Below are 25,822 nucleotides of genomic sequence, written 5' to 3' on the forward strand. Positions count from 1 at the left end.
ATACAGTCCGGATCTGAAGCCAATCGAGAAAACGTGGGCTTGGCTTAAACGTAAACGCAAGGATTGGCGCTTAGATTGCATCGATAAACTATTCTTTTACTTCCTATGGATTTGTAACTCTTTTTGATTTTCTTGACTATAGTAATTGTGTGGCTTGTTTCATTCTCTACTCCTTATTCGTTCTCATCGAATATCCGACAGACCATTAATCTTATCGGAAAGCGGTATTGTAAAGCAGTAAAACTGCGGCAGGAAATGCAGGAAATGCAGGAAATGCAGGAAATGCAGGAAATGCAGGAAATGCAGGAAATGCAGGAAATGCAGGATAAAAAAAGCCGAGTCGAACGACTCGGCCAACAACCACCAAAGGAGGATATAGAGGAGATAACATCGATGATGTTGGGGCGCATTATAGGCAGTTTGCTGCACTGCGTCAAGCAATTTTGATAAAAAATAATGAATTTTTATTCACTGTTTATATTTATTTAAAAACAATACGTTACAAAAATACAATTACTCGAGATTTTTATGTTGCATTGCAGCAAAAAACCTTGCATAAACTTATAGTTATTTTTCAAACAGATAAATCTTTAAGCCAAAGTATCGTGCAATAACCACAGCGTATAGGCAATAAACGAAGCTGTTAATATGGCACCGGCACTTCTGCCCATACGTCCGCTATTGCGCAAAGCCCACAAACACAGCACAAATAACAAGACCGTGAGCGCCACCATCACAAAAATATCGCGGCGCAAAATTTCAGGAGCAATGTTAAAAGGCGAAATCGCCGACGCCAAACCAACCACCGCTAAGGTATTAAAAATATTAGAACCGATTACATTCCCTAAAGCCATTTCATGCTCGCCGCGCCTTGCCGCCATAACAGATGAGACCAATTCGGGCAGAGAAGTGCCGATCGCAACAATCGTCAAACCGATAATCAACTCGGACAAACCCCAAAGCTGCGCCAGTTCTACCGCACCCCATACAATCAAGCGCGAACTGATAATCAAGGCAATCAATCCGCCCGTTAATTTTGCCAAAGCAAGCGATATTTTAATTTCCTGCAATTGCGACAATTCCTCTTCTGCCAAGGCGGCAGCGCTGTCTTTAGCCGATTTTCTGGCTTCTATAAATTGCTGCGTTAATAAAACAGACAATACAAACAATAAGATAAAACCTTCAAAACGACTAAGCTGCTTATCCCATAATTGCCATAAAGCAAGCGCCGTTATCGCAAACAGCCAAATAAAATCTTTTTTAACCACTGTCGGCTGAATCAATAAAGGGCTGATGACGGCAGTCAATCCCAGTACCAAAGTAATATTAACGATATTGGAACCATAGGCATTGCCCAGTGCCAAACCCGAACTGCCTTCCATTGCGGATAAAACAGACACCACCATCTCGGGTGCCGAGGTGCCCACGCCGATAATAAACATGCCGATAATAACTTTCGGCACATGAAATTTCTTAGCCAAATGACTGGCACCGTCAATAAAGACATCGGCGCTATACACCAACACGCTTAATCCCACTATCATTGCTAATAAATACAGCCACATATTTTTCTCTTCTCCCAAAAAAAGCGCGCCCTAATCGGCGCGATTCCCATCATTATAATCACCAAGCATTACCGCAACATTTCTTGATGTACTTGTTCCTGTGCAATCAGGCAGTTTTCGCCCTGCAATAAAGACATGGGGCTGCCGTCATGTTGCGTGATGCGGATATTCAGCTCGCCCAAAATGGCAATCGCAGGAGCGATATCCCAAGGCATTTGCCGCACGCTGATAAAGGCGGCGGCACGTCCGCCGGCAATAATGCCCGTAAGAATAGCCGTGCTGCCGACCACGCGTGCGCTCAAACAATGCTCTAAGGCATAGCGGCTTAAGGGATCATTACGCTTAATCGCGCCGCTTTCGAGAATCACGAGGCTGTCTGCCAATTGGGCATCAGGCGGCGGCGCTATACGCTGCTTGTTGAGATAAGCGCCCTCGCCGCAGAAAGCATGATAGAAATCATCACGCATCACATCGTAAATAATCCCGAACTGCGCTTTGCCGTCGATATATAAAGCCAGCATAATCCCGAAATCGCGCTGCTGTTTGACAAAATTAATCGTGCCGTCAATCGGGTCGATAAACCACACCGCACCGGTTAATTCGCTCAACTGAGTAGCGCCGCTGCTTTGGCTTTCTTCGCCGCAAATGCGATGCTCAGGATAATGGCGGCGAATGGCTTGACTCAGCCGCTCTTCAATCTCAATATCCAGCGTCGTCACCAAATCATGGGCGTCAGCCTTATGATTGACGCTAAATCCTTCCTGCATCGCTTGGCGCAGATAATCGCCCGCTTCCTGCACCCATTGCATGGCTTGCGTATAGGCAAGCTTAATCTCATCTTTAGTCATGGCGGGCTCCTGCAAGACGGATGGCGGCAAGAATTTGCTCGGCGGGAATCTCATCGTCAATGCGGCATTGCCCCAAGCCGCTCATGGCAACCAAGTGCAATTTGCCGCTGCGTACTTTTTTATCTAAAAACATCGCCTTATACACTTCCTCTGCACTAAATTCTTCGTCCATATCAATCGGCAATTGCGCCGCCTGCAATAAGGCGATGATGCGCGCCAATTCCGCTGCCTTTAATTCACCGCGCAAATGCGCCAATTCCGCCGCCATACGCATGCCGATTGCCACCGCTTCCCCATGCTTCCATAAACGGTAAAGGCTGATAGACTCCAAAGCATGTCCGAAAGTATGCCCCAAATTGAGCAGGGCGCGCTGTCCATGCTCTTTTTCATCGGCGCAGACGACATCGGCTTTGTTTTGACAGCAATGAGCAATCGCTTCAATTAACAGGTTTTTATCCTTCGCCATAATGCCGCCGATATTGCTTTCCAGCCATTCGAAAAATGCAATATCGTTAATCAAGCCGTATTTAATCACTTCCGCCAAACCTGCGGAAAATTCGCGTGCCGGCAGCGTGTTCAAAGTATCGACATCAATCAAAACGGCAAGCGGCTGATGAAAAGCGCCGATCATGTTTTTGCCCGAGGGATGATTGACGCCTGTTTTGCCGCCGACGGAGGAATCCACCTGCGCCAATAAAGTGGTCGGACATTGGATAAAATCCATACCGCGTTGATAACTTGCCGCGGCAAAGCCCGCCAAATCGCCAACCACACCGCCGCCCAAGGCGACAATCAAGGCATCGCGCCCGAAGCTGTGCGCAATCAAGGCATCCAGCACCTTGGCATATTCTTCGAGATTTTTATACTGCTCGCCATCGAGTATCAGCACTTCAATGATTTCCTTATCGCCCAAAGCGGCTTTAATCTGCGCAAGATACAAAGGCGCAACCGAGGGATTGCTCACAATGCAGACTTGGCGATGCGGCGCCAATTGCCGCCACACATCGGCTTGCCGCCACAGACCCGATTCAATCAAAATGGGATAGGAGTGCGCCGCTGCCGGCGGTAATTGAAGGCTTAATTGCATAAGAAATCCTTAATGACAGATGCTGTGAAAGCCGAATTATCCATCAAATAAGGCAAATTAGAAAGCAAAAAATCCGCAAGCGGATTGATAAATAGAGATTTAAGGTCTTTGTAAAGACTCGAGCTGCAAAACAGGCTCCAGCAAATCTTCGAGCGATTCTGCGGCAGAGGCAGGCTGCACATCGGGCGCAACAATCGCATCTTCGCCCACCGATTCCAAGCGGATACTGTCGATACCGGCTGTCGGCACGGCGCTGCTGTCGCGTACCATTTCGGCGCCCAGCGGATTGTCCGTCATATCGGGCAAGCCTTGAATATCGGCAATATGGCTGATGTCGGCATCGCGCAGCATGAAAAAGGTTTCGTTCTCGCCGATCATACCGTATTCCTTGCGTGCTTTTTCTTCGTAAATAAAAAACGATTCCGGCGAACGCAGGGTTTCCACTTCTTGTGCTTTGCGCTGATTGCGCGCCTGCAATTGCTGATTTTCTTTTTCGTGCATAAGCACTTGGGTTTCCAGCCCAAAGATATGTTGGCGCTTGCTTTCTTGCAGTCGCCAAAGGTAATAATTAAACGCTGCCAAGGCGGCGGCAATCGCCGCCAGCAAGACAAACGTTATAAAGCGTCGGCTTTTTTTCACAAAATCTTAGTTTTTGATTTTGCCCAATAAAGCCGCTTTGCCGCCGTATTTGGCTTTTTCGCCCAATTCGGCTTCAATGGTCAGCAAGCGGTTGTATTTCGCAACGCGGTCTGAACGGCAGAGAGAACCGGTTTTGATTTGGGTCGCAGTCGTGGCTACAGCAATGTCGGCAATCGTGGTGTCTTCGGTTTCGCCGGAACGGTGGGAAATGACCGCGGCATAGTCGGCATCATTTGCCATTTTGATGGCCTGCATGGTTTCTTGCAGCGAGCCGATTTGGTTCGGCTTAATCAAAATCGCATTGGCAATGCCTTTGTCGATGCCTTCTTTCAAAATGCTGGTATTGGTTACGAACAAATCATCGCCGACCAACTGCACTTTGCCGCCCAGTTTTTCGGTAAGCAATTTCCAGCCTTCCCAATCGCTTTCATCCAAGCCGTCTTCAATCGATACAATCGGATAACGCTCGCACAGACCCGCCAGATAATCCACGAATTCCGCTGAAGTGTAAGATTTGCCTTCGGAAGCCAGAACGTATTTGCCGTCTTTGTAGAACTCGGAAGCAGCGGCGTCCATCGCCAGATAAATTTGCTCGCCTGCTTTGTAGCCTGCTTTTTCAATCGCCTGCATAATCACTTCAAAAGCCGCTTCGTTAGAAGGCAAATCAGGGGCAAAACCGCCCTCATCGCCAACCGCAGTATTCAAACCTTTGTCGTTCAATACTTTTTTCAAGGTGTGGAAAATTTCCGCACCGGCGCGCAAGGCTTCGCTGAAAGAATCGAATCCCGCCGGCATAATCATGAATTCTTGAATATCGACGGAGTTATCCGCATGCTCGCCGCCGTTGATGATGTTCATCATCGGCACCGGCAGAACATAGTCATTTGTTACGTGCAGCACTTCGTACAAAGGTTTTTTCACGCTGGCGGCTTTGGCATGGGCTAAGGCTAAAGACACACCTAAGATGGCGTTTGCGCCCAAGTTTTTCTTAAAGGCATCGCCGTCCATGTCCAGCATAATTTTGTCTAAGGCTTCCAAATCGTCAATCGATTTGCCTTTCAGCGCCGGCGCAAATTTTTCATTGACGTTTGTCACCGCGTTTTTCACGCCTTTACCCAAATAACGCGCTTTGTCGCCATCGCGCATTTCCAAGGCTTCGCGCGAACCGGTAGAAGCACCTGAAGGCACGCCCGCTTTGCCGACCGCGTCATCGCTCAATTGGGCAATGACTTGAACGGTAGGATTACCGCGTGAGTCTAAAATTTCAATCGCTTGGATTTTTTCAATCGTTACGCTCATTGTCTTTCTCCTATGTAAAAAATCTTTAAAGGCTTTTTTCCACCGCATCAAAGGCTTGCAATCTGCTCAATAAGGCTTGCATCTCCGCCAAAGGCACGGCGTTCGGACCATCTGATAAGGCTTTTTCCGGCTCGGGATGAGTTTCCATAAAGAGTCCCGCCACGCCGACCGCCACCGCCGCCCGCGCCAACACCGGCACGAATTCGCGTTGACCGCCTGAAGAAGCGCCCTGCCCTCCCGGCAATTGCACGGAATGGGTGGCGTCAAAAACGACCGGACAATCAAAACCCGCCATTACCGCCAGCGAACGCATATCGGAAACCAGATTGTTATAGCCGAAAGAGGCGCCGCGCTCACACAGCATAATCTGCTGATTACCGGTTGCTTTGGCTTTTTCCGCCACATGCTGCATATCCCAAGGAGCGAGAAACTGCCCTTTTTTAATATTGACGGGCTTGCCTTGCCGGCAAACATTAGTAATAAAATCGGTTTGCCGGCATAGGAATGCTGGGGTTTGCAAGACATCGACCACATCCGCCACTTCGTCTAAGGGCGTGTATTCATGCACATCCGTCAGCACCGGCAGTTCCAATTCCGCTTTAACTTTCGCCAGAATTTCCAGGCCTTTCGCCATGCCTAAGCCGCGATAGCTGTTGCCGGAGGAGCGGTTCGCCTTATCGAAAGAGGATTTGTAAATAAACGGAATGCCTAAATCCTGTGTGATTTTTTTCAGCGTTTCCGCTGTGGACATGGTCATCGCCTCGGATTCAATCACGCAGGTGCCTGCAATGAGGAAAAAGGGCTGCTGATTGCCGACTTCAAATCCGCATAATTTCATGCTTTCTGCTCCTGATACTGTTTAGCCGCCTGCACAAATGCCGTAAAGAGCGGATGCCCTTTGCGCGGGGTCGAGGTAAATTCCGGATGCGATTGCAAAGCGACAAAGAAAGGATGCTCGGGAATTTCCACCACTTCCACCAAGCCGTTGTCCGCCGAGCGTCCTGAAATCTTCAGTCCTGCTTCTTCCAAGCGTTTTTCATAGTGGGTATTGACTTCATAGCGGTGGCGGTGGCGCTCGTTCATCAATTCGCCGCCGTAAATGTGCGCGATTTTGCTGCCCGATTTCAATTTCGCCGGCAATGTGCCCAAACGCATCGTGCCGCCTAAATCCGCCTGCGCATCGCGATGTTCTTTCTCGCCGCGCTCGTTGACCCATTGCGCGACTAAAGCGATGACCGGCTCGAGATTGTCGTCCTGCCATTCCGTGCTGCCGGCTTTTTCAATACCTAGGACATTGCGCGCATATTCAATCACGGCAATTTGCATGCCCAGACAAATACCTAGATAAGGGATTTTGTTTTCGCGCGCATATTGCACCGCCAGCAATTTGCCCTCGATGCCGCGATTGCCAAAGCCGCCGGGAACGACGATGGCATCCACGCCTTCCAGCAAATGCATGCCTTTTTGATGCAAATCTTCCGAATCGATGTAGCGGATATTGACCTTGGTCTGCGTATGAATGCCGCCGTGGAAGAGCGCTTCGTTAAGCGATTTGTAAGCATCGGTCAAATCGACGTATTTTCCCACCATGGCAATGGTAACTTGTTCCTGCACGGTATTAATCGTGTCAACAACATGCTGCCATTGCGACAAATCCGCCGCTTTCGCATCCGTAATCGCAAAATGACGCATAACCAGCTCATCTACGCCTTGATGATGATACAGCAGCGGAATTTCATAAATATTGCCGACATCCAAGCCTGTAACCACCGCATCGGCGGAAACATTGGTAAACAAGGCGATTTTGCGCCGCTCTTCTTCAGGCAATTCGCGATCGGCGCGGCAAATCAGCATATCCGGCTGAATGCCGATTGAGCGCAATTCTTTAACGCTGTGCTGGGTCGGTTTGGTTTTCAGCTCGCCGGCGGCAGAAATATAAGGCAATAAGGTCAAATGGATATACATTGCACGGCTGCGTCCGACTTCCGTGCCCAATTGGCGAATCGCCTCCATAAACGGCAGAGATTCAATATCGCCGACCGTGCCGCCGACTTCCACCATCGCAATATCCGCGCCTTCTGCGGCGCGCAAAACATAAGATTTGATGGCATCGGTAATATGCGGAATAACCTGCACCGTCGCGCCTAAAAACTCACCGCGCCGCTCGCGCCGAATCACTTCCTGATAAATGCGCCCTGTGGTGCAATTGTTGAATTGCGTGGCGCGCATATTCACAAAACGCTCATAATGCCCTAAATCCAAATCCGTTTCCGCGCCGTCGTGGGTTACAAACACTTCGCCGTGCTGGAAAGGACTCATCGTGCCCGGGTCCACATTAATATAAGGGTCCAGCTTAATCATGGTGACACGCAGACCGCGTGATTCCAAAATCGCGCCCAAAGAAGCGGCGGCGATGCCCTTACCTAATGAGGAGACTACGCCGCCCGTTACAAATATGAATTTTGTCATCGCTAATCCCAAGCTGAATTTACCGCGCAATAGTATCAGAATTAGGCTTTCTATGCCATAGCAGAACCAGCTCCGCAAATGCCGCCGCAGCCCCCAATTCTCCTGCCCAAGCCAATTGCCCGTCCACCCACAGCAAGGGCAAACGGCGGCGCAGCGGCGGCGCGATTCTTGCCAAGCGCAGCCATTCTTTCAAAGGCTTGGCATGCCTTTTCCCGACAGGGCGGAAGGCTTGTGCCGGCGGATACAATCCCCAGCGGCAGTCTTTGCCGCGCAATAATTCATGCCCTGCCTGCACCTCAAGCCGCCCGATACCCGCCCAATCGGTAGTCAGGGCAAAAGGCGGCGGCGCACTAGGCGCTTGCCGCGGCAGATAATGAATCGCATCGTCATAGTAATAGAGCAACGTTTGGGCATATTCAATCGCCGCATAATCCGCCCCTGCGGCGATTTGGCGCAAAAACTCCTGCAAACGCGCACGCGGCGGCAGCGGCAAAGCCTGCAAGACCAACCAACGACGCAGAAAAATCGCCAATTGCGCTAAATGTTTATCCCGACAGGGCGCAAGCGGAAAAGCCTTTTGATATTGCGACAACAAGCCATCCAACCATTGTTCTTGCAGTCCGCGGGCTTCTGCGACATGGGCGGCAGATTGCGCAATCGAGGCAATCGCTTGCGGATAACGGCTTTGCAATAAGGGCAAGACCTCATGCCGCAGCCAATTGCGGCGGTAGCGGACATCCGCATTGCTGTCGTCGCAGACGTGATTCAGCCCGCAAAGGGCAAGCCTGTGTTCCAAATCCGCGCGGCTGCTCGTCAATAAAGGCCGCCAGTGCTCGCCCTGTGCAAAAGCGCGTCTGGCGGGCATGGCGGACAATCCCTCAATACCGCTGCCGCGCAATAAATTGAGCAAAAAAGTTTCCGCCTGATCGTCCTGATGATGGGCGGTTAATAAGACTCCTCTTTCAGCTAAGGTCTGCGCAAATACCGCATAACGCGCCTCGCGCGCTTGCGCCTCCGCATTGCCCTGCTTGAGCAAATTCAGCGGCACTATCTGACAGGGAAAGCCATAAGCGTATGCGGTTTTCTGCACCAACTCGCCCCATGCCGCCGCCTGCTCATGCCAGCCGTGATTGATATAAATCACTCGCAGCGGCGCGCTCAGCCGCGCTTTCGCATTATGCAGTTCATGCAGCAAAACCATGCTGTCCACGCCGCCGCTGCAAGCCAGCAAATATTCCCGCGGGCGGTACTGCGCCTGCCAAGCGAAAAACTCCTCTCCTAATCCGGACATCGCAGATTACTCCTCTGCCCCATAATCCAAGTGCTCAGTTAAGCTCGCACAATGAGAAAAGAAAAAACGCCATGCAAAAGCATGGCGTTTGTTGGAGCTATCATCATTCACCGCTAAATTGCCCGTAAGCACGCAATTTTTCGAAACGTTTTTGCATACGCAGGGCTTTATCCTCTTGCTCCAGTGCCGCCAAAGTACGCGAAAAAGTCTCACGCAGAATATGGCTCATTTCCTCAATATTACGATGCGCACCGCCCAAAGGTTCTGCAATCACTTCATCAATTAAATTGAGTTTTTGCAATTGCTTAGAGGTTACTTGCATGGCTTCCGCCGCTTCCGCCGCCATTGCTGCATCGCGCCATAAAATCGAGGCGCAGCCTTCTGGCGAAATCACGGAATACATGCTGTATTGCAGCATCATCACCTTATCCGCCACGCCAATCGCCAAAGCCCCTCCGGAACCGCCTTCGCCGATGACGCAGGCAATCGTCGGCACATCAAGGATGGCCATTTCATATAAATTGCGCGCAATCGCCTCGCTTTGTCCGCGCTCTTCCGCGCCGATGCCGGGATAAGCGCCCGGCGTATCAATAAAGGTAATCACAGGAATTTGGAAGCGTTCTGCCAGTTTCATTAGGCGCAAAGCCTTGCGATAACCTTCCGGACGCGGCATACCGAAATTGCGCTTCACTTTGGCTTTCGTATCACGTCCTTTTTCATGCCCGATGACCATTACGCTGCGCCCGTTCAAACGTGCCAATCCGCCGACAACCGCCGCATCATCGGCATAATGGCGGTCGCCGTGTAATTCGCGAAAATCGCTAAATACGCGCGGCAGATAATCTAAGGTATAGGGACGCTGAGGATGGCGCGCCATTTGTGCGATTTGCCAATCATCCAAACTTTCAAAAATGCTTTTGCTCAGACTTTTGGATTTATTTTCTAGTTTTTGGATTTCCTCGCTGAAATTCATTTCAGGACGCTCCGCACTAAACTGGCGTAATTCGCTTAGCTTTTTTTCCAATTCCGCAATCGACTGCTCAAAATCCAAATAATCGGGATTCATTATCTCATCCTCAGTTCGCTTTCGAATAAAGGCAAGTCCGGCAGGAAAATCGTTTTATTCTCATGTCCTACAATAGCAACTTGCTGCGGAATAAAACGATGGTGACCGCCTTTTAGCGTTTGAATGTCTTCCTCGTGAATATTCAATAATTCCGGCTCGCCATAACTAATCACCGCATAGCGGCGATACATAGACTGATTGGTAATCGTCGATACCAATAAAATGCGATACACGCCGTCATAGCTGTCTTCCGTGCCGGCAAAGTCGAAATCCAACACAGGCATTTTCTCATTTTGCACCAACATACTGCCGACGACAAATTCGCTCGTATTTTCAGCAGTTAAGGTCGGCGCATAAGGATATACGCGCCCGACGACGGCTTGAGGAAACAATAACCATTGCTGACCGCGGCAAGGCAGCAATACCACATCTAAATTAGCCATTTGCCTTATCTCCCAATAATGATTCAATAGTTTCAATCAAAATGTCTTCACGGTATGGTTTGCCCAAATAACCTTGAATCCCAATCTGATCCGCCCGCTCACGGTGTTTATCACCCGTACGCGAGGTAATCATGATAATCGGTACTTCCGAAACTTGGCTGTTCTGGCGAACATGGCTGGCAAACTCAAATCCGTCCATACGCGGCATTTCAATATCCAACAAAATCAAATCCGGCGTAAAGCGTTGCAGCACATCGATCGCATCCAAGCCGTCTTTGGCAGATTCGACAATATAGCCGTTACGCTCTAAGAGTCGGGTCGATACCTTACGCATAGTTACAGAGTCATCCACAACCAAAATATTCGGTACAAAGGCTTCTTCCGCCGATGCGCTGCTGTGGTATTGACTCAAGCTGCCGATGCGGCGGGCCAAATCAAGCGGCTCGAGCACAGGAATCACATTACCGTCACCCAAAATTGTTGCACCAGAAATACCCGGAATATTCAATACTTGACGGTTAACGTTCTTCACAATCACTTCTACGCGGTTGGCGACACGATCCACATAGAAGGCTGTCGGCTCGCCGCTGGCATTGATGAAGAGCGCCGGCGCCGTTGCCGAATCTATTGCAAATTGATATTCATCGGATTTGAAGTAATCACCTAACATATAGAGGCGGTAATCCATACCGTCGTATTGAATATACACTTCTTCGCCTGCATGGCTGCGTTGCAAGTCTTCACGCGGCACTTGAGCAATCGCAGCCACTGCACTCATCGGCACGGCATAAGTTTGTTCTGCGACTTCAACCAACAGTACTTCGGAAATACTCATGGTAAACGGCATCAAAATGGTAAATTGCGCGCCTTTGCCGGGGATAGATTCTGCAATCAATTGACCGCGGCGTTGCTTAACCATTTCATTCACTACGTCCATACCGACGCCACGACCCGACAATTGCGTTACGGCTTGCGCTGTTGAAAAACCGGAGCGCATCATCAAGGTATTGAGATAATGCTGATCTTGCGCTCTGCTTTCATCCAACCAACCTTTGCTGCGCGCTTTCTCGCGAATGCGGTCATAATCAAAACCGCGACCGTCATCTAAAATGCGGATTTCCACATTTGAAGATTTCGCAGCAACCGTTAATTTAACGATGCCTTGAGCAGGCTTACCGGCAGCTTTACGCTCGGCAGGCGTTTCAATACCGTGCCCTACCGAGTTACGAATCATGTGCTCGATAGCAGGCAAGACATCTTCTATCAAGCGTCTTTCAAGTTCGACATGACCGCCTTCAATAATTAACTCGATATCCTTATCAACGGATTTCGCCGTTTGACGCACTAAACGCTTCAAACGTGCTTCATTCACGTCAAAACGCACCAGTTGGGTGGTTAGCAGACGATCTTGAATGCCTCTTTGAATAAATCCCTGTTGGATAGAAATATTGCGTATCAAAGCATTTTCATGCGCCAATGTTTCCTGCACATTTTTCAAGTCATTGATCGCTTCAGATAATTGGCGTGATAACTGCTGAATTTCTGTAAAACGGTCCATTTCCAAAGGATCGAAATGTTCGTCATCATTTGTCTGCGCTTCACGACGGAAGAGCATTTGTGCTTCCGTTTCATTATCCAAGCGCCGCATTTGTTCATCAATACGGTTAGCAATACGCGTAAGCTCATTTAGGTTAAATGTCGATTCGCTGGAAACGTTTTCCAAACGGGAGCGCATAATCGCCGTTTCGCCGACCATTGCAATCATCTCGTCGAGCAAATCCGCATCTACACGCACATAACGCTGCACTTCCGCCGGCGCCGTATCAGGTTTTGCCGCTTCAGGAGCGCTTGAAATCGGTTTCGGTGCTTCCGGTTTCTCTGCTTCGGCAGCATGAGATTTTTCTTGTGCCGCTTGCGGTTTATCGGCTTCTTGAGCGATAGACGACTCCGCTGCCGCTTCTTTAGCAATGCTCGAAGAAGCAGCATCATCTTTTTGAGCACTCTCTTGTGGCGACTCGGCAAGTTTTTCTGCCTTAGCATCGTTTTCAGACGAAGCAGAAGGAGCTGCATCTTGAGCTTGTTCTACTGCTGCAGAAGAGGCGGTATCCGATACTTGAACAGGAGGATGCTGCTCTGCTTGTGTTTGTTTGGCTACAGGCGTCTCATCGCTTGTAGCAGACTCAACAGCAGCAGCCGGCGCTTCTGCATTCGGCTGCACAAAACGTCCCTCTTTAGCAAAGATCGTCAAAGATTCATTCAAAGATTTTGCAGGAATTGGCATTTCTTTGCGTAAAACGCTATCCAACATGCTATATAAAGCTTCATGCCCCATATTGAGCAAATTTTTAGCCTGACGCATTTTGGTTTCATTGTAATCGGCAAGTTGTTCAATCAATGATTCCATCAGATGCGAAGTATCGCCAATAGCGGTCAAACCTACTAAACGCGCTGCGCCTTTCAAGGTGTGCATATTGCGTTTGAGCTCTTCTACCACGGCTTCATTTTTCAAATCTTGGGCAAATAAGGCTTCTGCCTGATCAATCAATTCCTGTGCTTCATCAGTGAAAATATCTACCAAAATAGGGTCGATATTCTCATCAAAAGCCGTTGCCATTTCCTCAGCTTCATGTATTTCTTCAGCTGCAGAAACAGCCGCCTCTTGCACAGATGCCGCGTTTTCTTTGCTTAACTCTTCCTCAGCTTGAGCTTCACGCAAACGCAGTTCCTGCTCTGCCACTTCAGGATAAGGTAATGGCAAATTTAAGAAGCGATTGATGTTATTGAGCATATAAGGATCTGTTTGCGGGAGGAATCCGTCACGCACCGCATCCAACATAATCATGGCTTGCCACAAAGCGCCGCTTAATACCGCAACTGCTTGGTTATTAGCTTCGCTGTGTCCATCTACAAGACTTTCAATCATGGATTCAATGGCATGTGTCAAATCGCCCAAGGCTAAATAACCGGACATTCGCGCTCCGCCTTTTAGCGTATGCATATCACGGCGGATGGCATCCAGATGCGTAATACTGCCGCGATTTTGATCCCAACGTTCTGCCTCTAACTGACTTCTGCCTAATAAAAGCACCGCCTCATCCAAGAACGTTTCCGCCAATTCCGTGCCATGATTAGGATCCGGAATCCATTCATCCCAATTTTGGCTGACAGAAGCGGAAGTCGCGATAGGCACAATTTCACGCGTCATATGAGCACTGCTAACACCCAATTCTTTTCGCGTTTGCATCAAACTGTTAATTGTTTGAGCGGCATCTTCCGCACCATTATCATCAAAGTGCTCTATTAAATCAATACTTTGTCTTAAAATAGAAGCAGCGCTCAAAGAAATACCGGAACCCTGGCTGCGATGAGCTAACAATAACTGCTCAATAGCATCCAACATCCGCCAAATCCAATCCGGAACGCTGCCCGCTTCAATAGAATCTTCGATGTCGTAGACAGACTCGATTAAATTGTCCAACATTTCAGGGGTATTATTATCTTCTACTTGCTGTGACAAAGACTCGAATTTATCAACAGCATTTAAGAATTTACCCAAACCGCTTGACGGATGCTGTTCGCTTTCTTTTGCACCTACCGCATTTTCCAAACTCGGATGTGCAGAGATTTTTGACAATTCATCAGATAAACGGCTAACAGAATGTGCATTGGCTTTTGGTGCATTCGCACTACTTAAAGAAGGTGTCATGCCGGCAATACCGGTAGCGCTCGAAGCAGAGGAATTAAAAACGATATCGCCGCTTCTGCTGTCTACATAATCCACCTTATCAGCTTTTGCTCTTGTAACATTTTGTCCTGCAGAAATATGCTGAGCTGACGAAGAAGCGATCTCATCATGAGATTCAGCCGAATTTTTTAGCATATCGTCAAAAGAGGTTTCGCTAGCCGTATCGGAAAAAGCTGTCGGCTCTGCTGCCAATTCTTGAGCAACATTTCTCAACATCTCATCCATTAAGGCTTTATCATCAGCATCCATCTCATTAACTGAAGCCGCACCTTGCTTATCATCTTTAGATAAACCGGCATTTACTTCATCTGTTAGCGATGCTTCCGACTGAGATTCAATTTCTGAAATTAAGGCATCTACCATCTCATGCGCTTCATTTTCTGCTACCGAATCTGCAAATTGAACTTCAGCATTATCCGCATCGGCAAAGAAGTCCGTAATCGCATCATTGCTCTCTTCTGTTTCACTAAACGAAACCGCTTGACTTTCCTCTACAGACAATGCTAATGGTACTTCAGTATTAAGCAGCTTATCTTCAATCACATTCTCTGCAACCTCTGTTGCGGCGCTTGTTTGAATAGATACTGAGTCATACTCATCTGCAAAAACTTCATCAAGCAATGCCGAGGCTGCCGATTCTTGTGCAAAATTTTCTTTTAATGCGCTAGCTACCGATGCTTCAAGTACTTCCTGCTGTGCAATATCTGCCGTATGCTTAGCAATAGCTGATTGAATTTGTTGTCTTAAAATTTCAACATCATCACTATCTGTTTGCATAGCGCTCATACGAGATACCGTAGCGACTAAGCGCTGCATAACAGCATCGTCTAAGCGCACATTATCATCGCTAAGCGCATTTTCCGCGGCTTTTGACAAAACATTAGATAAAAGCTTTTCATAAGCAGGATTATCTGCTGCAGAACCGGAAAAGGCTGCTGATAATTGCGCCTGTAGTTCCGCACGTTCTTTCGCATCATCTAAAGAATGACCCAAGCGACTGAATTCTTTATCTAATTGCTGCGCTAAAATGGCTTCATCATCTTCATCTAAAGGCTGAGCAGCTAAGCTTCTTTGCAGCATATCAGCGATATGGCGATAAGCGACAGCCTCCAGCGATGCAACGATATGAGATACGCTTGCACTAATCGTGGGTGCGGCAGAATCCTGCGCGCCAAGCGCTGAGGCCGGTAAAATTTCCGACAAATCGCCTATTGTGACTTTCCCTGCTAATTGCGTCGATACCTGAGCACTCAATGAAGCCATCTGCTCGGAAGATAAGGAATGCTCTTGCTGAGAAATTCGAGCAGATACCATATCACGCAGCAAAGACTTGTCATCTTCATCATGAATATCGATACTATGCAGACCATGTCCGATTACCGCACTGACTTCTTTAGCTAATTTTTCTACAATAGCTTCATCATAAGCGGCGGGCGATACGACTTTTTGCTCTGTTGCCGCCGGTTCAAAAGCATCATCCGACGCTTGAGTTTTCTGAGCAACAGACTGCGGCGATGCTACAGCTGCCGATTCAAGCGTTTGCGTAACAGAAACAGTTGATGATTGCGACCCTCGCTGCTCTCTTGAAAAATCATCAATAGAGGTAGAGATATTTGCATCAATAGGCTGCGAAATAGAATGTTGATCATCTGCAAACAGATCTACATCTGCATGCAAGGCTGTTTGAGAAATCGTGTCTTCTTCCGCTGCTGTAACTTTATCAATCTGAAGATCAGCATGTACAGCATCTTGAGATGCTGTTTCTGCCGAATTGGACTTGGCAGCAAATTGAGCATATAAATTGCGCGCTAAATTCGCCTGTTCTGCAAAAGACATCTCAGGGCTTGCTATTAAATGCTCACGCGCTTGATGGGCAACCTGTCCTTGCAGAGATAAAGAAGCTTTATGCTCGTTAAAACCGTCTTCTGTACGCAAAATCTTCAGCAAATCATTTGCATCTGCTACAGCATTTAGAACTAAATCATTTGTTGGAAAATAAGATTCAGCAATAGAATTGAGCAAATGCTCGTATTGCCAAGCAAAATCTCCCAAGTCTTGATAGCCCACCATTTTTCCAGAACCTTTTATCGTATGGAAAGCCCGGCGAACTTCTTCAACTAAGCCTTTATCTTGCGGAGCATTTTTCCATTGCGACAAAGTTTGATCGATCTGCTCTACAGTGGTGTCTAATTCCTCAAGGAAAATCTCTAAGATATCTTGATCTACAGCTTGTTGATCTTGATCAGGCACTACATTTTTATCACCAACAGATGAAATATTATCTAAATCAGCTAAGGTTTTGTCGGCATAGAAAGGCTGTCCAAAAGCATATGTATTTGCAGCTTGGATTTCCTCTTTGTGTTCTACATTATCTGAAAGAGTGCTTGATTGACCTTGCGCAACAGTTGCGGATATATCATCTGCTAAGAAATCCGCCTCACTTTCTTCGGCATCTAAAGAAATGGCAGAAATATCACTACTTGCACTGCGCTCAACAAAAGCATCCTCTCCTTTCGTCTGTTGCGATACATTATCTGAAATAGCTTTAGTATCAACATCTAAAGAAATACCGGAATCTTCACCTGCTTTTTCATTTGAATGCACAGATAAATCGGCTATTGCAGAAGCTTCTTCAGACCGTTCAGTGTCTGCAAAATCAAGAGAAAACGTCTGTGCCGGTTCTTCTTCAACGGCGGCATCTGCAGAAGAATTTTCTGCTGTTCGAATCAAATCATTTTCATCAGCAAATGAAATATCAGATACTGAATCAGTCTTAGGACTTACATCGCTGCTGACAGGTTTTTCATCTACGGTAGAAAAATCGCCAGAGACCGGAATGGTAGCAGCTGTCGCAACAGTATTCGTTGCTTCGCCGATAATATTTGACTCAGCCGAAGATAAATCGGAAAGAGGAGTCTGTTTTTCTACAACCGTTAATTTTTCCGTGATTTTCTCTATAATTTGCGGTGCATGTTTTGCATCATCAGTTAATGCTGCACGAACAGAATTAGCGTACTGAGCAAGCACTTGCTCATCCGCATCTTTATGCTCGCTCAGGTAATTCGTAATATGCTCCGCCAAGCTTGCTTGCATTAATAATGCCGGCTGATGTTCGACAAAATCTTCGCCCACGGTAAGAATACGTAATAATTCAACCGTATCGGCAATTAAGTTCTGAATGGTCGCATTAACATCAAAGGTTTTATCAATCACCCGATTAAGCATTTGTTCATGCTGCCAAGCACATTCTCCTAAAGCCTCATAACCTACCGTGCGTCCCGAACCTTTTATGGTATGGAATGCACGACGTACGACGCCAATATGCTCTTGTTCATAAGGATTAGCTTGCCAAGGATCTAACTCATCTCGAATTTCTTGAATCTTCTCCGCCAATTCTTCAAGAAAAAATTCACGAATTTCATCATCCATGACGGCACTGTCATGGCTTTCTAGGAAATTTTCTTTTCCTGCAGGCACGCTTAATGTTGATAACTCATTTAAAGACTTGCCTGCAAAATAAGCTTGATAGGCGCCTGCTGCTGCCTGATCTTCATTGGCTTGCCCTGTAATGGCAACTGCAGAGGGCAGTTCCTCTTCTTGATCAGATTCTGCATCTTCTTCAATCTCAGCAAGCGAACCGTCAAAATGCGAATCTAAAGCATCAAGCCCGTCTAATAAATCATCCAAACCATTAGCAAGATCCGCATCTTCATTTTTAACTTGAGCTTCCTCAAGTTTCTCTTCATGTTTAATAAAATCAAGCAGTAAAGATTTAGCCTGATTTGAAGGCTTGTAAAATGTATTTAAAGCATCAGATACTTGTTTTAAATAATCTACGTCAGAATGATTGATTTTAGCGGTATCGCTCAAATCATTAAAAATATATTCAGCAGCAATTAAGACATCAATAGCAGCTGGATAAGCATCCGCATTCGCAGATGTTTGCAAAGAGATTTCTGCAAATTGCAATGACAACTGGTTCAAAGCGGCAGATAAATGCTTTTCTCCCACTAAATGCGCTATAGAAGCAAAATGAGAAGTTCTTAAAGCCGCTTCTTTCCAAGGCTGCTCAGTTGAAACCGTTTCAATATTGGTTAAACTTTTGCGCAAACTCTCATAAAATTGTCGAGCGACTTCGCCTGTGTCACGCAATAATTTTTGAATTTCTAAAGAACGCGAATAAGTACTTTGTTCCGTAATTGCGCTGCGGTAATCGGCAACATCTTCCGCTTCGGATTGTGCATGTTTTAGCGTTTCTTCAACTAAAATCATCGCTTCTGCAATATCAATCCACTGGGATTCCGATAATTGCTCGCCCAACATTTGGTTAATCTGTTTAAGCAATAATTGCGGCGCTTTTAAATCCAATACTTCAAATAAACTGATTAGATTTTTATTATGCCCGATTACAGAAGTAACATCGAATTGCTTATTCGCATGGACGCCATACTGTTCAATTTGATTACGACTGGTTTCTAAGACTTCTGTTACTTTGGCAGATAAGGCTTGATAAGTTTCGCGATCAATTTTAGGCTGCACCGTGATTGCCGCAATGCCGTTGCCGGCTAAAATCGATTCAATCGCTTGTGCAGCCTCATTTAAAAGACGCTCGTCTGTCGGCTCGACAAAGGATAAGCGAGTAATATAGTCATTAAGCAGCAACAGACCAGAGGCTATCTCTGCTCCAATTTCGCTAAACTCGCTTTCCTGTACTGTTTTATCGCGATACTTATCATCTAAGGTTTTTACACTGTCAGCAAGAACCGTACATAATTGAGCGGCATTGTTGCGGTTAAGCAGCGCAAGTCCGCCGCTTACTTCTGAAAGCTGCTCAGCAAAAGCGTCAACGCCTCCGGATTCCGGACGTTCCAACCATTCAATTAATTGCTTTTTAACAGTTGTGATATTGTGTGCCATCTCATTTTGGACACGCACCAAAAGTTGATTGGCAATTTCGTTACTCATGTAATCCCCTTAAGAGCCTTAATTCTTCCTGAAATGCGGTGAAAAACTTAATAACCTTGCGGCAATTTGAATCCGGAAACAGAGGTTTCCAAATCTTCGGACAAACGACTTAAATTCGTAATCGCATCAGAAGTTTTTAATACGTTTGCTGAAGTGACGGTCGCCATCGCATTAATCTCGTGCATATCGTCAGATACGCCTTCAGCCATACGCGATACTTTACGCGTAGAATCAGAAACTTTTTCAATCATACCGGCAAGCGATGTGGATACATCTTGAATTTTATTCAAAGAAGAACCCGCCTCTTCCGCAATATTGGCGCCCGATACTACTTCGCGAGTAGATTTTTCCATCGATGCCACGGCTTCATTCGTATCCGTCTGAATGGTTTTTACCAAAGACTCGATTCGTTTGGACGCATTCGACGAACGCTCCGCCAGACGCTGAACTTCGTCGGCAACAACCGCAAAGCCGCGCCCCGCTTCACCGGCAGTGGTTGCCTGAATAGCGGCATTCAATGCCAAAATACTGGTTTGATCGGCAATGCCTTTAATAATTTCAACGATATTTCCGATTTCTTGCGAACTTTCGCCCAAACGTTTAATACGTTTAGATGTTTCTTGAATATTTTCTCGAATCAGATTCATACCATTGATAGTGTCGTTTACACGACGCGCACCTTCTTGGGCGATATTTACCGAGTTACGTGCGATTTCCGCAGAATCTGTTGAACTGGAAGCAACATGGTCAAGAGAATGTACCATGTTGGCAATAACGTCTGTAATGGAATTGATTTTCTCTGCTTGACGAATAGAAGACGCCTGCATTTCTTCTGCGATTTGTTTCGTACCGACTGTCGCATCGGCTACACGCGTTGAAGTACGGTTAATCGTACCTACTAACTCGCGCATCGATTCAATCGCATAGTTTACCGAATCGGCAATTGAGCCTGTAATATCTTCGGTTACCAAAGCCTCAACCGTCAAATCACCATTTGAGAACTCGGACAATTCATTCATCAAGCGCAAAATAGCTTCTTGACCCTGCTCCGCCTTTCTTTCCTGCTCTGCAATAGTTGCTTTTGCTTCGCTATAATCTTTCAATACGCTACCTACCCACAACAAAGCACAAGCGATATAAAGAGCAACCAATCCTATTACTAAATATTTTATTTTATCCGTACTTAACTCAACCGCGCCGAATAATGAAAATGGCGCTTCTGCATCCCCCATCAATAAACCGAGAATTGTTGCCAAGGTCGCAATCGCGGTCACCGCCAACAATGCCAATACTAAAGAAGAAACAGCACTCGATTTACTTGCTGTTTTATTTGTTTTACGATTTTTTGCCATAATTATTTCTGCCTTATTGTATGCTTTGAACAAATGCGGTATCTGCAACAAGATGTGCTAAATTAATCCGCATCCAATCCTTTTCTTCCATATGCGCATGCCCATCAATCCATCCATATTGAGATTGCAATAAGCCGATTTCGCAAGAACGAATTCCATAAACGTGATCTACTTTTAAGATATATCCCTGCCCGACATCGCGTAATAAAATGAAGTTTTTTATTTGCTGTCTGCCTGTTGTCGGACGCGATTTTTTACCTAAAAATCGTCCGAAATCCACGACGGAATACACTTCGCTGCGATGACTGGTCAGCCCTAATAGCCAATTAGGGCTAAAAGGCAAAGGCGTAATATTGCCTACATCAGTCGCCACTTCCAATACTTGCGTCATTCCTATCAAATAATAGTCGTCGCTCACATTAAATGCCAAATAACCGTCCGTATAATCGCCATGATTAACGCGCATTTCACGCCGTTCACGGCTCATCTCGGCATAATGAAGCAAAATCTGAAATGGTGACGCATCCGCTTGCACATCGGCACTCATGCTAATAACTCTTCGATTGCGGCTAATAATACTTCTTTCGTTGGCGGCTTAATCATGTATTTGCTGGCGCCGTTTTTCATTCCCCAATATTCATCCGAGGTTTGGTCTTTTGTAGTTAACATCAAAATTGGAATATGTTGGGTTTGCGGATTTTTAGTTAATTTTCGTGTGGCTTGGAAGCCGCTCATGCCGGGCATTACCACATCCATCAAAATCAATTGTGGCTGCTGATTAATCGCTGTTTCGATACCAATAGTCGCATTTTCAGACCACAATACGCGATAACCCGCTTGCTCGAGAATTTTCTTAACAATGCCTGCTTCTGTTGGCGAATCATCTATGACTAAAATAGTTGCGCTCATCTTTTATCCTTAATTAACTTTTAACATGTTTTTGAATTGCGCCTAATAATTCATCGCGCGAAAAGGGTTTGGTCATAAAGTAATCAGAACCTACGATTTTTCCGCGCGCCTTATCAAACACACTATCCTTACTTGACAACATAATGACTGGCGTCGTCTTAAAATCCGGATTGCTTTTGATGACTGAGCAAACCTGATAACCGTCCAAACGCGGCATCATGATATCGAGAAAAACAATGCTTGGCTTAAATGCGATAATCTTTGATAATGCCGCAAAACCATCTTCAGCAGTTGCCACCGTAAAGCCTTCCTTGCCCAAAATAGCTTCCGCTGTTTTACGAATCGTGCCGCTGTCATCTACAATTAACACTTTGACATCACTATTGTTTCCAGCCACAACTACTCCTTATTATTTCTAACTGTGAACATATTCCAAAATCATTTAATAGCATAGCGCAAATACGCCCTAAATGCGATAAGAATTCTCTGCAAAATACGACTCCACCATGACCGCCGCCGCCGCGCTGTCATACTCCTCTCTTTTGCCGAAACGCTGCCGCGCTTCGTGGCTGCTCAACATCTCATCGGCATAATGCACCGGCAATTGATATGCTTGGCGCAAAGCCTCGGCAATTCTTTCGATCTCGGCTTGCAAAGGATGCGCTTTGCCGTCTGCCAAACGCGGCAAACCGATGACCACCGCATTAACCTTCCATTCCTTAATATATGACTCAAAATGCGCTGCCTGCAAGGTTCGCACCGGTATTTTCAACAAAGCCAAAGGTTTTGCCAAACCGGTCATGCTTTGCCCGATTGCCAAACCCGTTTTTCGCTGTCCGATATCAATACCTAAAACCCATGTAACCGCCATCATTCCCCCATTTTGTGCCGAAACCGCTATAATGCCTTGCTAACTATCGTTGAGCAAGTATCCGAACGGCTCGCAAACAAGGAAAAATCATGCAAAAACACCGCTTAATTATTATCGGTTCCGGCCCAGCCGGATACACAGCGGCGATTTACGCCGCGCGTGCAGGCTTGAATCCCGTCATTATCTCCGGATTGGAACCCGGCGGACAATTGACCACCACCACGGACGTCGATAACTGGCCGGGTGCTGCCCAAGGCATTCAAGGTACTGTATTGATGGAACAAATGCTGGCACATGCGCAGCGCTTCAACACGCAAATCATCAATGACTATATTCAGTCGGTCGATTTTTCTGCCCGCCCCTTTACCCTGAACGGCGAACGCGACAGTTATAGCGCCGAAGCCGTAATTGTCGCCACCGGCGCCAGCGCCAAATATTTAGGACTGCCTTCTGAAACTGCGTTTAAAGGTCGCGGCGTATCCGCCTGTGCGACTTGCGACGGCTTTTTCTATCGCAAAAAGCCCGTTCTCGTGGTCGGCGGCGGCAATACTGCAATTGAAGAAGCGCTTTATCTTGCCAATCTCGCCGAAAAAGTGACCCTCGTGCATCGCCGCGACAGCTTCCGCGCGGAAAAAATCATGATTGACAAACTCATGCAAAAAGTCGCCGAAGGCAAAATCGCACTCAAACTCAACAGCCAATTAGAAGAAGTGCTGGGCGATCAGAGCGGCGTAACCGGTGCAAGATTAATCAATAATGACGGTCAGCACGAAGACATTGCCGTTGACGGTATTTTTATTGCCATCGGGCATCAGCCCAATACCGGCATTTTCGCAGGACACCTGGAAATGGATAACGGCTATCTGCGCGTACAAGGCGGCTCGCAGGACAATGCGACCCAAACCAGCATCGCGGGCGTTTTTGCCGCAGGCGACGTTGCCGATCAAATTTACCGTCAAGCGATTACCTCGGCGGCAAGCGGCTGCATGGCGGCGCTTGATGCCGAACGTTTCCTTGCCCACAATCCTCTTTCTTAATGTTCACACACAGGAGTTCCCATGGCTAACAGTCCTCTTATTATTCCTGACATTGGCGACTTTGATTCCGTTGATGTTATCGAAATTCTCGTGAAAGTCGGCGATACCGTCGCTCTTGACGATTCACTCATCGTGCTTGAATCGGATAAGGCTTCAATGGAAGTCCCTGCATCTGCGGCAGGCACAATTACCAACCTGACTGTCAAAGTCGGCGATAAGGTCAAAGCAGGCGATCAAATCGGCAGCGTTGAAAGCGCCGACGGCACCGCTACTGCTCCACCGGCAGAAGCACCTAGCGAAAAAACAGAACCGGCGGCGGCAAAACCCGCAGCCGCCAGCCCTGCGCCAAGCAAAGCTCCCGAAGGCGCGGTGGATTTAGTCGTTTTAGGTGCCGGACCGGGCGGTTATTCTGCCGCTTTCCGCGCAGCGGATTTAGGCTTGAACGTTACCCTTATCGAGCGCTATTCCACCTTAGGCGGTGTATGCTTAAACGTAGGCTGTATTCCGTCCAAGGCCCTATTACACGTTACCGAAGTCATGGAAGAAGCCGCCTCGCTTGCCAAAAGCGGCGTCCGCTTTGCCAAACCCGAAATCGACCTTGACGCTCTGCGCGCACATAAAGAAGGCGTGATCAAAAAACTCACCGGCGGTTTGGCAGGCATGGCAAAAGCGCGCAAAGTCAATGTGATACAAGGCGAAGCGCGTTTTAGCGGCAGCCATGAATTCAGCGTCAGCACCGCCGAAGGCGAGAAAAAAATTCAATTCAAACAATGTATCATCGCTGCCGGCTCCGAAAGCGTCAAACTGCCATTCATGCCCGAAGACCCGCGCGTGATTGACTCCACCGGCGCATTGAAACTGCAAGACGTACCCGCCAGAATGCTGGTTGTCGGCGGCGGCATCATCGGCTTGGAAATGGCGACCGTCTATCACGCCTTGGGCAGCAAAATCGACGTCGTAGAAATGATGGACGGACTGATGGTTGGAGCGGACAAAGACCTCGTCAAAGTCTGGCAAAAACGCAATCCAGATTTATTTGAAAACCTCATGCTTAAAACCAAAACCGCGGGCGCGGAAGCCAAAGCAGACGGCATTTACGTGCGCTTTGAAGGCGAAGGCGCGCCCGCCGAAGCGCAACGCTACGACCGCGTGCTGATCGCCGTCGGACGCCGTCCGAACGGCAAAGCCCTCAATATCGAAGCGGCGGGCGTGAACGTGGACGAGCGCGGCTTTATTCTCGTGGACAAACAAATGCGCACCAACCAGCCGCATATCTTCGCCATCGGCGACATTGTTGGACAACCCATGCTCGCCCATAAAGCCGTGCATGAAGCCCACGTTGCCGCCGAAGTCGCCGCCGGACACAAAGCCTTCTTTGACGCGCGCGTCATCCCCGGCGTTGCCTACACCTCTCCCGAAGTGGCATGGGTCGGCGTAACTGAAGCGAGCGCGAAAAACGACGGCATCGCGATTGAAAAAGCCGTCTTCCCTTGGGCAGCATCGGGACGCGCCATTGCCAACGGCTGCGAAGACGGCTTTACCAAGCTGATTGTCGATAAAAACAGCGGTCGCGTCATCGGCGGCGGCATTGTCGGTCCGAATGCCGGCGATATGATCGGCGAAATCGCATTCGCGATTGAAATGAACGCCGTTCCTGCCGACATTGCCCTGACCATTCATCCGCACCCCACCTTGGGCGAAAGTATCGGACTGGCGGCAGAAGTCTTTGAAGGCAGCTGCACCGACCTTCCGCCGCAGAAAAAACGCTAAGAGCGTTTTCAAACTTAAAAGCCCGCTACAGCGGGCTTTTTTGTTTATAATATAAACACCTAGCCCTAGCCCTAGCCCTAGCCCTAGCCCTAGCCCTAGCCCTAGCCCTAGCCCTAGCCCTAGCCCTAGCCCTAGCCCTAGCCCTAAAAAAGTGTCGCAAATTTATTCATCTGCTGCTATTATCGCCCTCCCTTTTATTTACATAAGGAAAATTGATGAACATGAAATCTGAAACCTTTGCAAAACCCCAAAAAATCCTCTAAATTCTCCCCAACCTAGGGACTGTTGACATACGTTGAATTAATGGTATGCTATTGATATGAATAGATTAATGCTAAGTGATGCCCAATGGGCCAAGATAGAGCCGCTTTGCGCCGGTAAAGTCACAGATGCCGGAAGAAGCGCAAAAGACAAGCGATTGTTTATCGAAGCAGTGTTGTGGATTATTCGTACAGGTAGTCCCTGG

At 47.5% G+C, this 25,822-nt stretch carries 19 protein-coding genes and 1 pseudogene; 4 read left to right on the plus strand and 16 right to left on the minus strand.

What is annotated here, in order from left to right; translation table 11 throughout:
• Positions 1 to 255 precede the first annotated feature (255 nt).
• Complete coding sequence (locus ACJHVI_RS04670) at positions 256 to 447, plus strand: hypothetical protein (RefSeq protein ID WP_483183478.1); 192 nt, start codon at positions 256 to 258, stop codon at positions 445 to 447.
• A 143-nt stretch (positions 448 to 590) separates the two neighbouring features.
• Here ACJHVI_RS04670 and ACJHVI_RS04675 read toward each other — a convergent pair whose 3' ends face one another.
• The 16 genes and pseudogenes from ACJHVI_RS04675 to ruvX form a co-directional block, all read right to left on the minus strand.
• Positions 591 to 1,565, minus strand: a complete 975-nt coding sequence (locus ACJHVI_RS04675) for a calcium/sodium antiporter (RefSeq protein ID WP_483183479.1) — start codon at positions 1,563 to 1,565, stop codon at positions 591 to 593.
• Positions 1,566 to 1,633: 68 nt separating this feature from the next.
• On the minus strand, positions 1,634 to 2,413 hold the full coding sequence (locus ACJHVI_RS04680) for an inositol monophosphatase family protein (protein WP_483183481.1): 780 nt from the start codon (positions 2,411 to 2,413) through the stop codon (positions 1,634 to 1,636).
• Positions 2,406 to 3,500: a 3-dehydroquinate synthase gene (gene aroB / locus ACJHVI_RS04685; protein WP_483183482.1), complete on the minus strand. Its 1,095-nt coding sequence runs from the start codon at positions 3,498 to 3,500 to the stop codon at positions 2,406 to 2,408. The genes ACJHVI_RS04680 and aroB overlap by 8 nt, the downstream gene beginning before the upstream one ends.
• A 99-nt stretch (positions 3,501 to 3,599) precedes the next feature.
• A complete protein-coding gene (locus ACJHVI_RS04690) occupies positions 3,600 to 4,139 on the minus strand; it encodes an FtsB family cell division protein (protein WP_483183483.1) in 540 nt (179 codons plus the stop codon).
• A 6-nt stretch (positions 4,140 to 4,145) separates the two neighbouring features.
• Positions 4,146 to 5,438 (minus strand): phosphopyruvate hydratase, encoded by a 1,293-nt coding sequence (gene eno / locus ACJHVI_RS04695; protein WP_483183484.1) that lies wholly within the window; start codon positions 5,436 to 5,438, stop codon positions 4,146 to 4,148.
• Positions 5,439 to 5,463: 25 nt separating this feature from the next.
• On the minus strand, positions 5,464 to 6,276 hold the full coding sequence (kdsA, locus tag ACJHVI_RS04700) for a 3-deoxy-8-phosphooctulonate synthase (protein ID WP_483183485.1): 813 nt from the start codon (positions 6,274 to 6,276) through the stop codon (positions 5,464 to 5,466).
• Entirely contained in the window at positions 6,273 to 7,907 is a 1,635-nt protein-coding gene (locus ACJHVI_RS04705) for a CTP synthase (protein WP_483183487.1), read from the minus strand. Before ACJHVI_RS04705 ends, kdsA begins: the two co-directional genes overlap by 4 nt.
• Positions 7,908 to 7,926: 19 nt before the next feature.
• Positions 7,927 to 9,198, minus strand: coding sequence for a tRNA lysidine(34) synthetase TilS (gene tilS / locus ACJHVI_RS04710; protein WP_483183489.1), 1,272 nt, complete (start codon positions 9,196 to 9,198; stop codon positions 7,927 to 7,929).
• A gap of 103 nt (positions 9,199 to 9,301) precedes the next feature.
• Positions 9,302 to 10,264 carry an acetyl-CoA carboxylase carboxyltransferase subunit alpha gene (locus ACJHVI_RS04715; protein ID WP_483183490.1) on the minus strand — a complete coding sequence of 321 codons (963 nt, stop codon included), beginning with the start codon at positions 10,262 to 10,264 and terminating at the stop codon, positions 9,302 to 9,304.
• A complete protein-coding gene (locus tag ACJHVI_RS04720; protein ID WP_483183491.1) occupies positions 10,264 to 10,707 on the minus strand; it encodes a hypothetical protein in 444 nt (147 codons plus the stop codon). The genes ACJHVI_RS04715 and ACJHVI_RS04720 overlap by 1 nt, the downstream gene beginning before the upstream one ends.
• Positions 10,700 to 19,417 (minus strand): hybrid sensor histidine kinase/response regulator, encoded by an 8,718-nt coding sequence (locus tag ACJHVI_RS04725; RefSeq protein ID WP_483183492.1) that lies wholly within the window; start codon positions 19,415 to 19,417, stop codon positions 10,700 to 10,702. The genes ACJHVI_RS04720 and ACJHVI_RS04725 overlap by 8 nt, the downstream gene beginning before the upstream one ends.
• A 47-nt stretch (positions 19,418 to 19,464) precedes the next feature.
• A pseudogene (locus ACJHVI_RS04730) lies at positions 19,465 to 20,154 on the minus strand (methyl-accepting chemotaxis protein); the annotation flags it as partial.
• 628 nt (positions 20,155 to 20,782) lie between these two features.
• Positions 20,783 to 21,316, minus strand: coding sequence for a chemotaxis protein CheW (locus ACJHVI_RS04735; protein ID WP_483183493.1), 534 nt, complete (start codon positions 21,314 to 21,316; stop codon positions 20,783 to 20,785).
• Positions 21,313 to 21,678, minus strand: coding sequence for a response regulator (locus ACJHVI_RS04740; RefSeq protein ID WP_483183494.1), 366 nt, complete (start codon positions 21,676 to 21,678; stop codon positions 21,313 to 21,315). Before ACJHVI_RS04740 ends, ACJHVI_RS04735 begins: the two co-directional genes overlap by 4 nt.
• Before the next feature lie 13 nt (positions 21,679 to 21,691).
• Entirely contained in the window at positions 21,692 to 22,075 is a 384-nt protein-coding gene (locus tag ACJHVI_RS04745; protein WP_115219368.1) for a response regulator, read from the minus strand.
• Positions 22,076 to 22,144: 69 nt separating this feature from the next.
• Positions 22,145 to 22,552, minus strand: coding sequence for a Holliday junction resolvase RuvX (gene ruvX, locus ACJHVI_RS04750; protein WP_483183495.1), 408 nt, complete (start codon positions 22,550 to 22,552; stop codon positions 22,145 to 22,147).
• An 86-nt stretch (positions 22,553 to 22,638) separates the two neighbouring features.
• Here ruvX and trxB point away from each other — a divergent pair, with 86 nt between their 5' ends.
• From trxB to ACJHVI_RS04765, 3 genes are all read left to right on the plus strand, one after another.
• Entirely contained in the window at positions 22,639 to 23,586 is a 948-nt protein-coding gene (gene trxB, locus ACJHVI_RS04755; RefSeq protein WP_483183497.1) for a thioredoxin-disulfide reductase, read from the plus strand.
• Between the two features lie 21 nt (positions 23,587 to 23,607).
• Positions 23,608 to 25,356, plus strand: coding sequence for a dihydrolipoyl dehydrogenase (gene lpdA, locus ACJHVI_RS04760; protein WP_483183499.1), 1,749 nt, complete (start codon positions 23,608 to 23,610; stop codon positions 25,354 to 25,356).
• Positions 25,357 to 25,675: 319 nt separating this feature from the next.
• A partial coding sequence (locus ACJHVI_RS04765; protein ID WP_483183500.1) for a transposase occupies positions 25,676 to 25,822 on the plus strand: 147 nt, incomplete at its 3' end.

This window comes from Suttonella sp. (genome assembly GCF_056855035.1).

Bases quoted from the DNA above. Each gene is read 5' to 3' on its own strand.
- tilS (WP_483183489.1), bottom strand. From the start codon at position 9,198: ATGTCCGGATTAGGAGAGGAGTTTTTCGCTTGGCAGGCGCAGTACCGC.
- ACJHVI_RS04680 (WP_483183481.1), bottom strand. From the start codon at position 2,413: ATGACTAAAGATGAGATTAAGCTTGCCTATACGCAAGCCATGCAATGG.
- aroB (WP_483183482.1), bottom strand. From the start codon at position 3,500: ATGCAATTAAGCCTTCAATTACCGCCGGCAGCGGCGCACTCCTATCCC.
- ACJHVI_RS04675 (WP_483183479.1), bottom strand. From the start codon at position 1,565: ATGTGGCTGTATTTATTAGCAATGATAGTGGGATTAAGCGTGTTGGTG.
- ACJHVI_RS04735 (WP_483183493.1), bottom strand. From the start codon at position 21,316: ATGAGTGCCGATGTGCAAGCGGATGCGTCACCATTTCAGATTTTGCTT.
- ACJHVI_RS04715 (WP_483183490.1), bottom strand. From the start codon at position 10,264: ATGAATCCCGATTATTTGGATTTTGAGCAGTCGATTGCGGAATTGGAA.
- trxB (WP_483183497.1), top strand. From the start codon at position 22,639: ATGCAAAAACACCGCTTAATTATTATCGGTTCCGGCCCAGCCGGATAC.
- ACJHVI_RS04705 (WP_483183487.1), bottom strand. From the start codon at position 7,907: ATGACAAAATTCATATTTGTAACGGGCGGCGTAGTCTCCTCATTAGGT.
- ACJHVI_RS04670 (WP_483183478.1), top strand. From the start codon at position 256: ATGCAGGAAATGCAGGAAATGCAGGAAATGCAGGAAATGCAGGAAATG.
- ruvX (WP_483183495.1), bottom strand. From the start codon at position 22,552: ATGATGGCGGTTACATGGGTTTTAGGTATTGATATCGGACAGCGAAAA.
- ACJHVI_RS04740 (WP_483183494.1), bottom strand. From the start codon at position 21,678: ATGAGCGCAACTATTTTAGTCATAGATGATTCGCCAACAGAAGCAGGC.
- ACJHVI_RS04720 (WP_483183491.1), bottom strand. From the start codon at position 10,707: ATGGCTAATTTAGATGTGGTATTGCTGCCTTGCCGCGGTCAGCAATGG.
- kdsA (WP_483183485.1), bottom strand. From the start codon at position 6,276: ATGAAATTATGCGGATTTGAAGTCGGCAATCAGCAGCCCTTTTTCCTC.
- lpdA (WP_483183499.1), top strand. From the start codon at position 23,608: ATGGCTAACAGTCCTCTTATTATTCCTGACATTGGCGACTTTGATTCC.
- eno (WP_483183484.1), bottom strand. From the start codon at position 5,438: ATGAGCGTAACGATTGAAAAAATCCAAGCGATTGAAATTTTAGACTCA.
- ACJHVI_RS04725 (WP_483183492.1), bottom strand. From the start codon at position 19,417: ATGAGTAACGAAATTGCCAATCAACTTTTGGTGCGTGTCCAAAATGAG.